11 protein-coding genes and 2 pseudogenes are annotated in these 13429 nt (G+C 55.3%); 7 read left to right on the top strand and 6 right to left on the bottom strand.

All coding sequences use genetic code 11. The annotated features are described in order from the left end of the window. The first annotated feature begins 90 nt into the window (after positions 1–90). Together JZM24_RS08990 and JZM24_RS08985 are read left to right on the top strand one after the other, a co-directional pair. On the top strand, positions 91–525 hold the full coding sequence (locus tag JZM24_RS08990; RefSeq protein ID WP_215669396.1) for an SRPBCC family protein: 435 nt from the start codon (positions 91–93) through the stop codon (positions 523–525). Further along, the gene (locus JZM24_RS08985; RefSeq protein ID WP_215669395.1) at positions 518–802 is read left to right on the top strand and encodes an RnfH family protein; all 285 of its coding nucleotides are present in this window, start codon (positions 518–520) and stop codon (positions 800–802) included. The genes JZM24_RS08990 and JZM24_RS08985 overlap by 8 nt, the downstream gene beginning before the upstream one ends. Positions 803–900: 98 nt before the next feature. On the opposite strand, the gene bamE is transcribed toward JZM24_RS08985, so the two are convergent. The 3 genes and pseudogenes from bamE to nadK form a co-directional block, all read right to left on the bottom strand. Further along, positions 901–1254 (bottom strand): outer membrane protein assembly factor BamE, encoded by a 354-nt coding sequence (bamE, locus tag JZM24_RS08980; RefSeq protein WP_215669394.1) that lies wholly within the window; start codon positions 1252–1254, stop codon positions 901–903. A gap of 113 nt (positions 1255–1367) precedes the next feature. Beyond that, positions 1368–3029 (bottom strand): annotated as a pseudogene (gene recN, locus JZM24_RS08975) (DNA repair protein RecN). A gap of 88 nt (positions 3030–3117) precedes the next feature. Further along, positions 3118–3996: an NAD(+) kinase gene (gene nadK / locus JZM24_RS08970; RefSeq protein ID WP_215669393.1), complete on the bottom strand. Its 879-nt coding sequence runs from the start codon at positions 3994–3996 to the stop codon at positions 3118–3120. 64 nt (positions 3997–4060) lie between these two features. On the opposite strand from nadK, the gene grpE reads away from it, so the two are divergent. Beyond that, complete coding sequence (gene grpE / locus JZM24_RS08965) at positions 4061–4648, top strand: nucleotide exchange factor GrpE (RefSeq protein ID WP_312885002.1); 588 nt, start codon at positions 4061–4063, stop codon at positions 4646–4648. Positions 4649–4948: 300 nt separating this feature from the next. Here the strand turns inward: grpE and ung are convergent, their stop codons facing one another. Beyond that, positions 4949–5632 carry a uracil-DNA glycosylase gene (gene ung, locus JZM24_RS08960; RefSeq protein WP_215669391.1) on the bottom strand — a complete coding sequence of 228 codons (684 nt, stop codon included), beginning with the start codon at positions 5630–5632 and terminating at the stop codon, positions 4949–4951. 317 nt (positions 5633–5949) lie between these two features. Here ung and grcA point away from each other — a divergent pair, with 317 nt between their 5' ends. Further along, the gene (gene grcA / locus JZM24_RS08955) at positions 5950–6333 is read left to right on the top strand and encodes an autonomous glycyl radical cofactor GrcA (protein WP_215669390.1); all 384 of its coding nucleotides are present in this window, start codon (positions 5950–5952) and stop codon (positions 6331–6333) included. A 633-nt stretch (positions 6334–6966) separates the two neighbouring features. Here the strand turns inward: grcA and srmB are convergent. Next, positions 6967–8304 carry an ATP-dependent RNA helicase SrmB gene (gene srmB / locus JZM24_RS08950; RefSeq protein WP_215669389.1) on the bottom strand — a complete coding sequence of 446 codons (1338 nt, stop codon included), beginning with the start codon at positions 8302–8304 and terminating at the stop codon, positions 6967–6969. Positions 8305–8418: 114 nt separating this feature from the next. Between srmB and JZM24_RS08945 the strand changes: the two are divergent. Both JZM24_RS08945 and JZM24_RS08940 read left to right on the top strand, forming a co-directional pair. After that, a pseudogene (locus JZM24_RS08945) lies at positions 8419–9161 on the top strand (tRNA1(Val) (adenine(37)-N6)-methyltransferase). A 538-nt stretch (positions 9162–9699) separates the two neighbouring features. Beyond that, entirely contained in the window at positions 9700–10305 is a 606-nt protein-coding gene (locus JZM24_RS08940; RefSeq protein WP_215669388.1) for a lytic polysaccharide monooxygenase auxiliary activity family 9 protein, read from the top strand. 518 nt (positions 10306–10823) lie between these two features. Here the strand turns inward: JZM24_RS08940 and nadB are convergent. Beyond that, complete coding sequence (nadB, locus tag JZM24_RS08935; RefSeq protein ID WP_215669387.1) at positions 10824–12428, bottom strand: L-aspartate oxidase; 1605 nt, start codon at positions 12426–12428, stop codon at positions 10824–10826. 417 nt (positions 12429–12845) lie between these two features. Between nadB and rpoE the strand changes: the two genes are divergently transcribed. Next, positions 12846–13421: an RNA polymerase sigma factor RpoE gene (gene rpoE, locus JZM24_RS08930; protein ID WP_215669386.1), complete on the top strand. Its 576-nt coding sequence runs from the start codon at positions 12846–12848 to the stop codon at positions 13419–13421. The last annotated feature ends 8 nt before the right edge of the window (positions 13422–13429 follow it).

The following is a 13429-nucleotide window of genomic DNA, read 5'->3' as shown; positions in this document are numbered from 1 at the left end:
ACAGACGTGGCATAGCGCACGTAACGGTCTTTTTGTCTCGTTGGAGATAAATGATAATATTAGGGTGAATCGATAAAGACAGGAAAGATTATGCCTCATATTACGCGCTCCGCACTGGTTCCTTATAGTGCAGAGCAAATGTTCGCCTTGGTTAATGATATCAGCGCTTATCCGGAATTCATTCCAGGCTGTACCGCCAGCCGGGTGCTTGAAAAGAACGGCAGCGAACTGACCGCAGAGATGAATGTCTCTAAAGCGGGCATCAGCAAATCCTTCACCACCCGCAATGTTATCACTGAGAATCAAAGCATTGTAATGCGCCTGGTGGAAGGCCCCTTCAGCTCCTTTGCCGGCGACTGGCGTTTCATTCCCCTTAGCGAAGAGGCCAGCAAGGTCGAATTCCATCTCGATTTTGAATTCAATAGCAAGCTGATTGAACTGGCCTTTGGGCGAATTTTCAAAGAGATGGCGAACAGCATGGTCATGGCGTTCACCCGCCGGGCCAAAGAGGTTTACCATGCCTGACATCCGGGTCGAGGTCGTTTACGCCCTACCGGAGCGCCAGTATCTGCGCCAGCTGGTGCTGGAGGAGGGAAGTACACTGGAGCAGGCGATTCGCGCATCTGGTCTTTTGGATCTGCGACAGGATATCGATCTTAGTGTGAATAAGGTGGGCATCTTCAGCCGGCCCGCCAAATTGGCGGATACACTCAGTGACGGCGACCGGGTGGAGATTTACCGGCCGTTGCTTATCGATCCCAAGGAACTGCGCCGTCAGCGTGCGGATCGCACGCGAAAATAACCCGCCACCTCCGCCATTCCCTGTCTGCACGACGGCAGGCGATCCCAGACCTTGCACAGGTCAACCTTCACGCCGGCCATAGTCTCGGTTAACACCGCTTATTGATTGGTGCTGGAGCCTTCAAGCGTCGGTTTGTTGTCAATATGCGTCAGGATGTCGCTGCTGTTAAAGGTCAGCGTCAGCGTTTGCTGCGAGACCGCTTCATGGCCAGGTTCGCGGCGGAAAATGTAATACCAGGTGTTCGAGCCGAACGGATCCTTCATCATTGAAGTGCCAAGGGTATAGGCCACCTGCTGCTTGGTCATGCCGGTGTGGATTTTGGCGACGTCAGCTGCGGTCAGATAATTGCCCTGATTGATGTCGGGACGATAAACCACTCTCTCGAACACGGAGCAACCGGCGGTAAACATCAGCATAACGACAGCAGCAGCAGTCAATGTCTTACAGCTCATAATAATCACATTCCTTTTGGGCATAGGATGCCGATGATAATAGACCTTGCCGGCGTTGGGAACCTCTGCAAGACCCATCTATGACCGCAGGATGAGAAAAAAGTTGAGCTTTTCTAAGCGGCAAGCAGCTCCTTGGCGTTCGCCAGCGTATTTTTTGTGACTTCGCTACCGCCCAACAGGCGCGCCAGCTCCTGCAGCCGGGCTTTTTTATCCAGCGCCAGCATCTGCTTTTCGGTGGCGCTGCCGTCGGTATTTTTACTGACGAAAAAGTGATGATGCCAGAATCCGGCAACCTGCGGCAAATGCGTTACACACATCACCTGGGTGGATTCGCCCAACTGACGCAGCATTTTGCCCACGATAGCGGCCGTCGGCCCGCTGATGCCTACGTCGACTTCGTCAAAGATCAGCGCCGGCGTATCCATTTTGCGGGCGGTAATGACCTGTATCGCCAGCGCAATGCGGGACAGCTCACCGCCGGAGGCCACTTTTGCCAGCGGCTGCAGCGGCTGGCCGTGGTTGGTGGTCACCATGAACTCCACGCGATCGGCGCCGTCGGCGTTAAGCTGTTCGGGCTGAAAATGCACATCAATGGCCAGCTTACCGTGGGGCAGGGATAGCTAGTGCATACTGTGGGTAATATGGCCGGCCAGGCTGCCGGCGTGCTCAGTACGGCGCTTATGGAGCTGGCGGGCGAGATCCATCGCTTGCTGGTGGTGACGCTCGAGCGCCTCGGCCAGGGCGCCGGCGCTGGCGTCGTGCTGCGCCATCGCCTCCTGTTCTTGCAGGAGCTGCTGATAGTGTTGCGCCAGGGCTTCCGGTTTCACGTGATGCTTACGCGCCAGATTGATTTGGCGCGACAGGCGTTGCTCCAGCTCATGCAGGCGACCAGGATCAAGATCGATACGATCGCCATAGTGGCGCAGATCATTGCTGGCTTCGGTCAACTGAATAGCGGCATCCTCCAGTAGCGTCATCACGTCGGCGAGTGATGCATCCAGCGTAACCAGCTCGCTCATCACCTGCCGGGCGGCGTGCAGTTGACTAAGCAAATTGGCCTCTTCGCCTTCGCTCAAAAGCTCCAGCGTTTGCTGGGTGGCGGTAATTAGCTGACCGCTGTTTGCCAGCCGCTTGTATTCCTTTTCAATCTGCTCGTATTCGTCCGCAACCGGCGCAAAGTCGTTTAACTCTTTCAATTGATACTGCAGCAGCTCGCGCCTGGCGTCGCGTTCGGTGGCCTGCTGGCGCGCGCTGGCGAGATCCAGACAGCTTTGGTGCCATTGGCGGTAGGCGGCCGCCATGGCCTGCTGGAGGTCTTTCTCACAGGCGTAGGCGCCCAGCAGGCGTTTTTGATGCTCGGGACGAAGCATCTTCTGATGGGCGTGCTGACCGTGAATCTGAATCAGAAACTGGCCCAGCTCGCGCAGCTGTGACAGCGGCACCGGCGTACCATTGATAAAGCCGCGTGAGCGGCCGTCCTGGCTTACCACGCGGCGCATCAGGCATTCATTGCCGTTATCGAGCGCATTATCAACCAGCCAGCGGGCGGCCAAGGGGGTATCGTTGAGCAAAAAACGCGCGCAAATATCCGCCCTGGCGGCCTCTGGCCGTACCATGCTGGCCTCGGAACGGCCGCCGAGACACAAACCGAGCGCATCGATCGCAATGGATTTCCCGGCGCCGGTCTCACCGGTAATCACGCTCATCCCCGACCGAAAATAAATCGTTAACGCGCGTACAATGGCGAAATTGGCAATGGTCAGTTGAGCCAGCATAGTTGCTTTCCTGTATATAAAAATAACACTGTTATTATCCACAGTATAAACTGGTTTTTTTATACAGTAAAGCCGCGGCGGCCAAAATTTAGAATAATTTTTTCGACCAGCCTAATTTACTACTTAACGTATTGAAATAATTGTAATCATTGGGATGTATCAAATCAAGATAATAGTCGCTGCGGCGGATAAAGATCTCCTCACCTTCCTGGATGGGCAGTGCTATCTGACTGTCGCAGCTGATTTCCAGATCCGGCGCCAGTTGGGAAAATTTCAGCCGTATCGTGCTGGCGCCGTTAATCACCAGCGGGCGTGAGGAGAGGGTATGCGGAAACATCGGCACCAATGCAATGGCATCCACCAGCGGGGTAAGTATCGGGCCGCCGGCGGACAGGGAATACGCCGTGGAGCCGGTTGGCGTGGCGATGATAAGGCCGTCGGAGCGCTGGGAAAAGGCAGAGGTATCATCAATGTAAACCTCGAACTCGATCATGTGCGCCACCTTGCCGGGATGCAGCACCACCTCGTTAATGGCGCTGCTTAATCGGCCGCACACATCGCCGCGGCAAACCTGGGCTTCCAGCAAAAAGCGTTTTTCACTGCGAAAGTGCCCCGCCAGCACGTCGGATAATTGCGCCAGCGCCGAGTCGGGATCGAGGTCGGTCAAAAAGCCGAGATTGCCACGGTTGATACCGATAACTTTAATATCGTAGCGCGCCAAAATGCGCGCCGCACCCAGCATGTTGCCATCGCCGCCGACCACGATCGCCAAATCGGCCTGCTGACCGATATCGGCCAAACCGCCGGTAATGGCTTCGTGCAACGCCAGATCGCGGGCGATCTGATGTTCCATGATAACGTGGTACCCTTTTTCGTTCAGCCAGTGGTACAGCGTCTCATGCGTGGCCAGCGCATTGGGGTGACGCGGATGGCCGACGATGCCGATAGTCTGAAAAGTGCTAGTCATTTGATTGCTGATCCCCGGCGTATTTTTGCAAGCTTCATTATGCGTCATCCCTTGAATCCCCGCTATTCATCCCCATAATAACCGGACGAGCGAGAATAATGCTGAACCGCGGAGAAAACTCATGATGAGTAGTAAAGAACAGAACACCCCTGATGAGCAAGTCTCACAAGAGAGTGAAATGGAACAAGGGCAGCAAGCGGAAGCGGCGTTTAGCCAGGCACAGCAGCGTGAGCGCGATAGCGTGCTGCGCGCCAAGGCGGAAATGGAAAACGTGCGTCGCCGCAGTGAGCAGGATGTCGAGAAGGCGCATAAATTTGCCCTGGAACGTTTCGCCGGTGAACTGCTGCCGGTCATTGATAATTTAGAGCGCGCGCTGGATATGTCGGATAAATCTAACACCGAGCTGGCGTCCACGATTGAAGGCATCGAGCTGACGCTCAAATCGTTGCTGGACGCGGTACGCAAGTTTGGCTTAGATGTGGTAGGGGACACCCATGTGCCCTTCAATCCCGAAGTGCATCAGGCGATGACGATGCTGGAGTCCGACGAGCATGAGCCCAATCACGTGATGATGGTGATGCAAAAAGGCTACACCCTTAATGGCCGTCTAATCCGCCCGGCGATGGTTGCGGTATCGAAAGCCAAAAGCTGAGTTTTTGCCTCCCGTCGCCAACGGCGGGAGGAATCACACCCAGGTGACGTCGTTGATGTAAAGCGCAGTGCCGAAGGCTAACGACCGGCCACGTCGACCTCCGCGATAGTGTTACGTCGCCAACCCCCTCCCGCGTTATTAACCGCTACCGATATCAGGCCCGAAGGGCCAGCCGTGTTCAACCGATGTCTTTCAGGCCCAAAAGGCTGCCCGCATTATGCTTTACCCTGCACGCACCTGCGTTATCACCCGTCCTACTTTGCTATCATGTGCGCTGTGCGCCTGCAGGATCCTGCGCCGTTACGCCGCCGGCAACGTCGGCGCCCAATCAATCGGTTGTTGGCCTTGCTGTTCCAATAGGGCATTGGCTTTAGAGAAATGGCGGCAGCCAAGAAAGCCGCGATGGGCAGACAGGGGCGAGGGGTGCGGCGCTTTAAGCACATGGTGACGTTTGGGGTCGATAATCGTGCCTTTTTTCTGGGCATGGGAGCCCCACAGTAGAAAAACGATGCCCTCACGCTGGGCGTTCAGGACCTTAATGACCTTGTCGGTAAAAGTCTCCCAGCCCAGACTGGCGTGGGAATGCGCTTTTCCCGCTTTCACCGTCAATACCGTATTGAGCAGCATCACTCCCTGTTGCGCCCAGCTCTGCAGACAGCCATGACTAGGTATCACAAAGCCGGGAATGTCGCTGGCCAGCTCTTTATAAATATTGACCAGCGAGGGCGGAGAGGGCACGCCTGGCTTGACCGAAAAAGACAGGCCGTGGGCCTGATTCGGGCCGTGATAAGGATCCTGGCCGAGGATCACCACTTTCACCGCATTCAGTTCCGTGAAGCGAAAAGCATTGAATACATCTTTGGCCGGCGGATAAATGGTCATTCCCGCCGCCTGCTCTTTGGCGACAAACGCCAGCGTTTCCTGGAAGTAGGGCAGAGTTTTTTCTTGCGCGAGAGCATCGCGCCAAGTGAGCATTTGCGTCATGATACGCTCCATGATAGTGACGACCTGGTCTAAGCTTAACGTTTTCCCACTGCGGGTTAAACGTTTTCCCGCCGTCCGACTAGGGAAAAAACCGCCTGAGCAATAGAGTCAGCTGCATTTCAAAATTGACCTAAATCAATAAGTTTGGGCAGTAATCGCGCCACTTTCCGCCAGAGATTGATTTAAATCAAAGAATAGGCCCCGGTTGGCGGGTGTATAATCATTTAAGAAATTGGTTTTACCAAATGTCCAGGCAGGCTAAATGATAAACGGCATGCGTCTGGACGCCGTATGGAACCCATACCACGGAGGCATCTATGATTATCGGAACACAAATTACCGAGGCTGAAAACAAAGCGCTGGTAAATTCTTTCTGGCTGCTGGATGAAGCTAATGAACAAGCCCGCTGCCTGGTCGCCGTTGCCGGTTACGCCGACGACCAGTTGCTTTCCCTGCAGGAACTGGGCAAATTCGACTACCGTGAAATTCCGCTAGAGCAGAAGGAAGTGGTGCGTGTTGAGGGCTGGCAGCACCTGAATGTCAACGTGCTGAGCCGCGAGACGCTGGAAGACTCGGTCGCGAATCCGGAAAAATACCCGCAGCTTACTATTCGCGTGTCGGGCTATGCGGTACGCTTTAACTCACTTACGCCTGAGCAGCAGCGGGATGTTATCACCCGTACTTTCACCGAAAGTTTGTAATCTCCGCACATCATGCGCAAGGGGGCCTCTGGCCCCTTTTTTTATGGGTAGCGCTCTAGCACTAACGCTCGATGCTGGCCCACGGCGTCCGCGCGGGGAGAATGAACAGGATGGCGGGGCCGTGGCATCCGCGCGGGACAAAGGGTTCAGGTGTCCGGGCCGTGGCGTCTGCGCACAGCGGAGCGACAGGGGACGTAACGTCTGCGTGGGGCATGGATAGAGTGACGGCATCCGGGCGGCAGGAGAGGTACGGGTGGCGTGGGTGCGGAGTTCGCGCGGGATAGAGTAGTAAGGTTGGTTGGCGGCGGTGTGGGCTGAAAGCTGACAGCCTTAAGCGACATCAGGCCTGAAGAGACGTGGATAAGCGCCAAAAGGCACTGTTTCATTGTGCTCACCCAGGCCCATGCCAGGGATAAAATCGTCCCGCTGAGACAAAAATGAGCACTTGATAAGATAGGACGCGGTGGTGGTTATTTCATTAAAAAACAATGTCATTCATTTTTATGCATCGTGTCAGCAACATACCTATTACTTTTCGCTAACGGTTAATAACACGTTGGTGGCACACGTCGCGCTAACCGCGCGAAAGCGCGGCTTTTATCAGCATGCCATCGAAGCATGGCAGGCGGTGGCTTAAACTTCGCTTTCCGGCTTGGTTGCGCTTGTCGCATCCGGTGCCGCTTTGGGCGCCCGGCGTTTGCCTATATTTTTTTTATCGCGCAAACGCACCTTGATTTTGTCTTTTGTCTGCGCCTGTTCTTTCTTTTCTTTGCGCTTCGCCAACACTTTTTTCGACGGCTTGCCGCTCATTTTTTCAGCCGGTGCGCGTGTGGTTGGGCGCAGTTCATCAATCGTGCGCGCCTTTAACGGTTCATTAAGGTAACGGCTGATTTTTCCCAACAGTAAATGATCATGCGCTTCCGCCAGCGATATGGCGCAGCCTTTGCGACCGGTGCGGGCGGTGCGGCCTATCCGATGCAGGTAGACATCCGCCGTCGCGGGCAGGTCGAAATTAATGACATGGCTAATGTCCTCGATATCCAGACCGCGCGCCGCGACATCCGTTGCTACCAGGACATTCATCCGGCCGTCGCTCATGCGCTTGATGGCCTCATTGCGTTTGGCCTGGACCAGTTCCCCCTCCAGATAACATGAGGGAATGCCGGCATCGCGCAGCCAGCCGACCAGCTCATGCAGCCGCCCGCGCTTGCGGACGAAAACAATAGTTTTACTGACCTCGGGCTGTTTAAGCAGATGGCAAAGCAAGGCGGTTTTGTGCGTCAGATCGTCGGCGCGATAATACCATTGGACAATTTTTTGCGCTCGCGACGGCGAGGCGTCGATTTCCACCGGATCGTTTAGCAGGCGTTCGGCAAAATCCTTGACCGCGTTCCCTTCCAGCGTGGCCGAAAACAAAAGCGTCTGCTTGCGCCTGCGGGTTTCGGCGGCAATCTGCTCGACGTCCTGGGCGAACCCCATATCCAGCATCCGATCCGCCTCGTCCAGAATCAGCGTTTCTACCGCCCGGCAGTCAAAATTTTCTTCCTTGATATACTGCAGCAGGCGACCGGTAGTCGCCACCACGATATCCTGATTTTCGCTGAACACTTGCGCATGGTTCATATACGCCACGCAGCCGGTAATGGTGGCAATGTCCAGATGGGTGTGGTCGGCCAACTGTTTGGCCTGTTCCGCCACCTGCATGGCCAGCTCGCGGGTGGGCGTAACGATTAGCACCCGCGGCGGCCCGGATTTCTTGCGCGGAAAATCAAGGAGATGCTGCAATACCGGCAGCAAGTAAGCGGCGGTTTTGCCGGTGCCGGTAGGCGCCGAACCCAATACATCAAGTCCGGCCATGGCCGCCGGAATGGCTTCAGCCTGAATGGCGGTAGGGCGTTCAAAGCCTTTGTCGCTTAGGGCGGCGAGCAGGTCTTCGTGAAGATCGAGTTCGATAAATTGGGTTACAGTCATGGGCTACCTCTGGTTGGGGCGCAGATTATAGACGGATCCCACGTAATCTTCATCTGTTTGTGCGCGTCAGTTTATTTTAAAGTAGCGGTATACGCCTGCAGGAGCCACATGAATATGCTACCCACGGCCGTCACAAAACCGCTGCGGCGGGACGGATTTACCTTTAAACAGTTTTTTGTCGCCCACGATCGATGCGCAATGAAAGTTGGCACCGATGGCGTGCTGCTGGGCGCATGGGCGCCAGTCATTGAGGCGGGCAGGGCGCTGGATATCGGCACCGGCAGCGGCCTGGTGGCGCTGATGCTGGCGCAGCGCATGCATGGCGCTATTGCGATCGATGCTGTCGATTTGGACCCGTACGCCTGCCGTCAGGCGCGTGACAATTTTACCGCCAGCCCTTGGGCAACGTCCCTGTGCGCTGTCGAGGGCGATATCTGCGCCTATGCCGACAGGGCGTCGCGGCGCTATAAATCTATCGTCAGCAATCCGCCCTATTTTAGCACGGGGCCGGCCTGCGCCACCCCGGCGCGCGAGCGGGCACGCTATACCCGAGCCTGAGACATCAGGCGCTGCTGACCGCCGCCAACGCGCTGCTGGAAGAGGGCGGCACGCTGGCGCTTATCCTGCCGTATGCCGCCGTGGAGGTGCTAATTGCCCGCGCGTTGGCACAGGGCTGGTGGCTGCAGCGGCGTACCGATGTCAGCGATAGAGCAGATTTGCATCCGCACCGGCTGCTGATGGCCTTGACGCGCCGGCCGATGCCGTTAATCCACGATACGCTGACATTGCGCGACCCAACTGGCGCCTGGACACCGGCGTTTCGCGCCCTGGCCGGTGATTTTTATTTGGCGTTCTAATCGCCGAGCCGTTTTGGGTTGCAGGTGCGTGGCAGCTGCGCAGTTACAAACCTGTTCCTTCACCTAAGATAGGTGCAGGAACCGTATTCCCACGTTCATTTGATCCCTGGCCATTATTAATAGGAGTATTTCATCCGCCCTATCGATAATCCTTCGCGATTGCGAAAATAATACGAGTGGACAGGCTATATAATGTTTTTCCATCTTTATTTCCCCTCCATTTTTATTTTCACTTCAAAGAGAGAAGCGCCCCCTTTCAGACAGCGCGGGCGTGAATGACTGCCATGCCGGTGTTATGCCGTCAAGCTCACCTCGGCTAAAAGTGAAATATAGCAAGAGGTGGGGTGGCTAGTATTCTTTGGTGGCAATCTGGGCGTTATGTGCGAAGGCAGTCGCCGCCAGTCCTGTAGTCATGGAATAGGCATGGGCTTAATGTTTTTATGTATTTATCACGGCATTATGATTTGGACCCATAGAAAAACGTTAATAAGCCGTCTAAAAATAAAGTAATTTATTTAAATAAAAAGTGAGGTTAATTATGGATACAGATAATACTATGCTTAGACACGGTCGCATTACTTTCCCGGAATCTCGCTCTGAAAAATTGGGACAATGGTGGGCAAATGCGTTAGAGAGTGGAAAGTTTTTCCCCGCAACGCAGGCGGGTTTAGCCGATAAATTCGCCCCGAGTGATGAACCTAATGCCCTGCCGCCGAATGATGGCCAGATTGCCAGTGCCGGTTTCACGGATGGCGGCACTACCACTGCACCGCTCAAACTAGATGAATACGGTGAGGACCGTTGGGAAAAGAATGAAATAAAAGCCAATTCCGTGGTGGATTTTACCTGGAACTATAGCGCGACACATGCCACACGGCGTTGGAATTATTTCATTACCAAGGATGGCTGGAACCACAATGAACCCTTGAGCTGCGCCCAGTTTGAGCTAGAGCCCTTTTTCATGATGCAAAATCCCCAGCAGCCGCACTGGGAACATGCTAATGAATTGACGCCCAGTGCCGACGGGACGGTTCATAGCATTCAAATGCCCAACAAAAAAGGCTACCATGTTATTCTCGGCGTATGGGAAATCGCCAACACCCCCAGGGCCTTTTATCAAGTCGTCGATGTTAATTTTGTTTGACTATGACTTTCCATTATCGCTGGCTTATAAATTAAGGCCTTGATCACCTCGTCCGTGTCGGTATGCGCTGGAAGCTATTTTATACATTGTTTCACTGATCACGCATACCGCCGTAATAAGCGTTTTTATATGCCCTTCATGTAATTATTCGTGAATGTAGACAGAGAAGTCGGCGGCGAGCGCGTCACCCCACCCAGGCTACCAGCAGGAAAATAGACCCTCAGGTAGCCAAGCGGGAAAGAGGGGGGAATAGCATTAACGCCAAGATAGGGTATGATTTCTGCTGGGCCTAATCCTTTATGTCACGTTTATTATCCCACCGAAAAGGCTCTATCCATTCTGGCATTAAGCGTGTTAATTGAAGCGAAGCGGCGTTTTTCTGGCATTAAGCGTGTTAAATGCAGCGAGGCGGAGTTTTCCGAAGGCGCCATAGGCTATCGCATCATGGTAAGCCGGACAGTCATCACCTGTTACGTCTTTAACCGGTGATGACCATTATGACGAACGGGTGATGACGATTATCGGGGCTGTAATATGGTCGGTTTGGGGTCCGGCTGCATCGCGGGATAATCCAGCGTAAAATGCAGACCGCGGCTCTCTTTACGCTGTAGCGCACTTTTAACGATCAATTCGGCGACCTGCACCAGATTGCGCACCTCCAGCAAATTATTGGAGATGCGGAAATTGGAATAGTATTCGTCGATTTCACGCGTTAGCAGCTCTATGCGGTGCAGCGCCCGCTCCAGCCGTTTGGTCGTGCGCACAATACCCACGTAGTCCCACATAAAAAGCCGCAGCTCTTGCCAATTGTGCTGCAGCACCACCTCTTCATCGGAATTGCTGACCCGGCTTTCATCCCAGGGCGGCAGTTGGCGAACCTGGGCGATGGCCGGCAGACGGCGCTGGATATCCTCCGCCGCCGACCAGCCATATACCAGGCACTCCAGCAGGGAATTGGACGCCAGGCGGTTGGCGCCGTGCAGGCCGGTATAGCTGACCTCGCCGATAGCATAGAGACCGTCCAAATCGGTGCGCCCGTGTTTATCCACCATCACGCCGCCGCAGGTATAATGAGCCGCAGGAACGATAGGGATGGGCTGGCGGTTCAGATCAATATCCAGCGTCAGCAGCTTGTCATAAATGGTCGGGAAATGCTGGCGGATAAACGCCTCCGGCCGATGGCTGATGTCGAGGTACATGCAGTCGGCCCTTAGCCGCTTCATTTCATGATCTATTGCCCGGGCGACGATATCCCGCGGCGCCAACTCGGCGCGGGGGTCGAAGTCCGGCGTGAAACGGCTGCCGTCCGGCCGGCGCAGATAGGCGCCTTCGCCGCGCAGCGCTTCGGTCAGCAGGAAGTTGCGCGCCTGCGGGTGGAACAAGCAGGTCGGGTGGAACTGGTTAAACTCCAGATTGGCGACCCGGCAGCCGGCGCGCCAGGCCATGGCGATGCCGTCGCCGGAGGAAATATCGGGGTTGGTGGTATATTGATAAACCTTGGACGCACCGCCGGTGGCGAGCACTACCTCGCGCGCGCGGCACAGCTCCACCCGCTCCTTGGCGCGGTTCCAGATATAGGCGCCTACCACCCGCCGCGTGCCCGGCAGTCCCAGGCGGTTGGAGGTGACCAGATCCACCGCATTGCAGCGTTCCAGGATCTGAATGCCCGGGTGCGCTGCCGCCTTGCCCACCAAAGTGGTTTCCACCGCTTTGCCGGTCGCGTCCGCGGCGTGCAGAATGCGGCGATGGCTGTGCCCCCCCTCGCGCGTGAGGTGGTAGCGATCGCCGGCCGGCGTCGAGGCTTCGGTGTCGAACAGCACGCCTTGATCTATCAGCCACTGCACACAGTGGCGGGCGTTGCCGGCAATGAATTCGACCGCCTCGCGATCGCACATGCCGGCACCGGCTATCAGCGTATCGTCCACGTGGGAATCAACGCTGTCGGTTTCATCGAACACCGCCGCGATGCCGCCTTGAGCATACAGCGTTGAACCTTCATTCAGCGGACCTTTGCTCAGGACCATGACATCGCAATGCCCGGCCAGACGCAGCGCCAGCGATAACCCGGCCGCACCGCTGCCGATAACCAGGACATCGGTGGCATATTCAGTTGGTGGTTGCATAGCGGGTGGTGTGTATTCCGATAGAAAAGACTGTTTGGCAATGGTACCACCCAACGCCGGCCAGCTGTACCGCTTTTTGAGGCGGTTTATTTACGCATGTTTACTGACAGCATGGCGAATTCACGTTACCCCGCGCTTTTTATTATTGCGACTCTTTCGCGTGGGCGTGGGCGTGGGCGTTGGCTCTGCGAGAATCCAAGTACCGGCCATCCTAATTTATGGTAGTCTGGTGCTCAGCCCGGCCGGCGGCCCTGCATAATTGTGGCCGTCCCCTTTATTTTAAGAAAAACAGCAGGCGTGGCGGAACTTTATGATTATCATTAACTCCAATCTCGGGCTTGCTCGTAAAATTTCTTCAGAAGCTGGCGGTACTATTTTTTTGCGCGTGGAGAAAAATTTGAGGAGACATTACCTCGGATGAGCGAGCAGTTAACGGATCAGGTGCTGGTTGAACGGGTCCAGAAAGGTGACCAGAAAGCGTTCAATTTACTGGTCGTTCGCTACCAGCATAAAGTGGCGAGCCTGGTATCGCGCTATGTCCCGCAAGGGGATGTGCCGGACGTGGTGCAGGAATCGTTCATCAAGGCCTATCTGGCCCTGGCGTCGTTTCGCGGCGACAGCGCGTTCTATACCTGGTTATACCGTATTGCGGTCAATACGGCGAAGAATTATTTGGTGGCTCAGGGGCGGCGTCCGCCCTCCAGTGATGTGGATGCCAGCGACGCGGAAAATTACGAAAGTGCCGGCGCTTTGAAAGAAATATCGAACCCTGAGAATTTAATGTTGTCAGAGGAGTTGCGACAGATAGTGTTCCGCACTATCGAGGTGTTGCCCGAAGACTTGCGTATGGCGATTACGTTGCGCGAGCTGGATGGTCTGAGCTATGAAGAGATAGCGTCCATCATGGATTGCCCGGTAGGAACGGTACGCTCACGAATTTTCCGTGCGCGCGAAGCAATTGACAATAAAATTCAACCGCTTATTCAGCGTTAACGACGGCG

It is taken from the genome of Candidatus Sodalis endolongispinus (genome assembly GCF_018777395.1).
Classification (GTDB): domain Bacteria; phylum Pseudomonadota; class Gammaproteobacteria; order Enterobacterales; family Enterobacteriaceae; genus Sodalis_B; species Sodalis_B endolongispinus.
This window is presented reverse-complemented; position numbering and strand designations above follow the sequence as displayed.

What these genes read in the sequence shown, in the direction of transcription:
- JZM24_RS08985 (WP_215669395.1), top strand. Translation starts at nt 518, where the DNA reads ATGCCTGACATCCGGGTCGAGGTCGTTTACGCCCTACCGGAGCGCCAG.
- JZM24_RS08940 (WP_215669388.1), top strand. Translation starts at nt 9,700, where the DNA reads ATGGATACAGATAATACTATGCTTAGACACGGTCGCATTACTTTCCCG.
- rpoE (WP_215669386.1), top strand. Translation starts at nt 12,846, where the DNA reads ATGAGCGAGCAGTTAACGGATCAGGTGCTGGTTGAACGGGTCCAGAAA.
- bamE (WP_215669394.1), bottom strand. Translation starts at nt 1,254, where the DNA reads ATGAGCTGTAAGACATTGACTGCTGCTGCTGTCGTTATGCTGATGTTT.
- grcA (WP_215669390.1), top strand. Translation starts at nt 5,950, where the DNA reads ATGATTATCGGAACACAAATTACCGAGGCTGAAAACAAAGCGCTGGTA.
- nadK (WP_215669393.1), bottom strand. Translation starts at nt 3,996, where the DNA reads ATGACTAGCACTTTTCAGACTATCGGCATCGTCGGCCATCCGCGTCAC.
- JZM24_RS08990 (WP_215669396.1), top strand. Translation starts at nt 91, where the DNA reads ATGCCTCATATTACGCGCTCCGCACTGGTTCCTTATAGTGCAGAGCAA.
- nadB (WP_215669387.1), bottom strand. Translation starts at nt 12,428, where the DNA reads ATGCAACCACCAACTGAATATGCCACCGATGTCCTGGTTATCGGCAGC.
- srmB (WP_215669389.1), bottom strand. Translation starts at nt 8,304, where the DNA reads ATGACTGTAACCCAATTTATCGAACTCGATCTTCACGAAGACCTGCTC.
- ung (WP_215669391.1), bottom strand. Translation starts at nt 5,632, where the DNA reads ATGACGCAAATGCTCACTTGGCGCGATGCTCTCGCGCAAGAAAAAACT.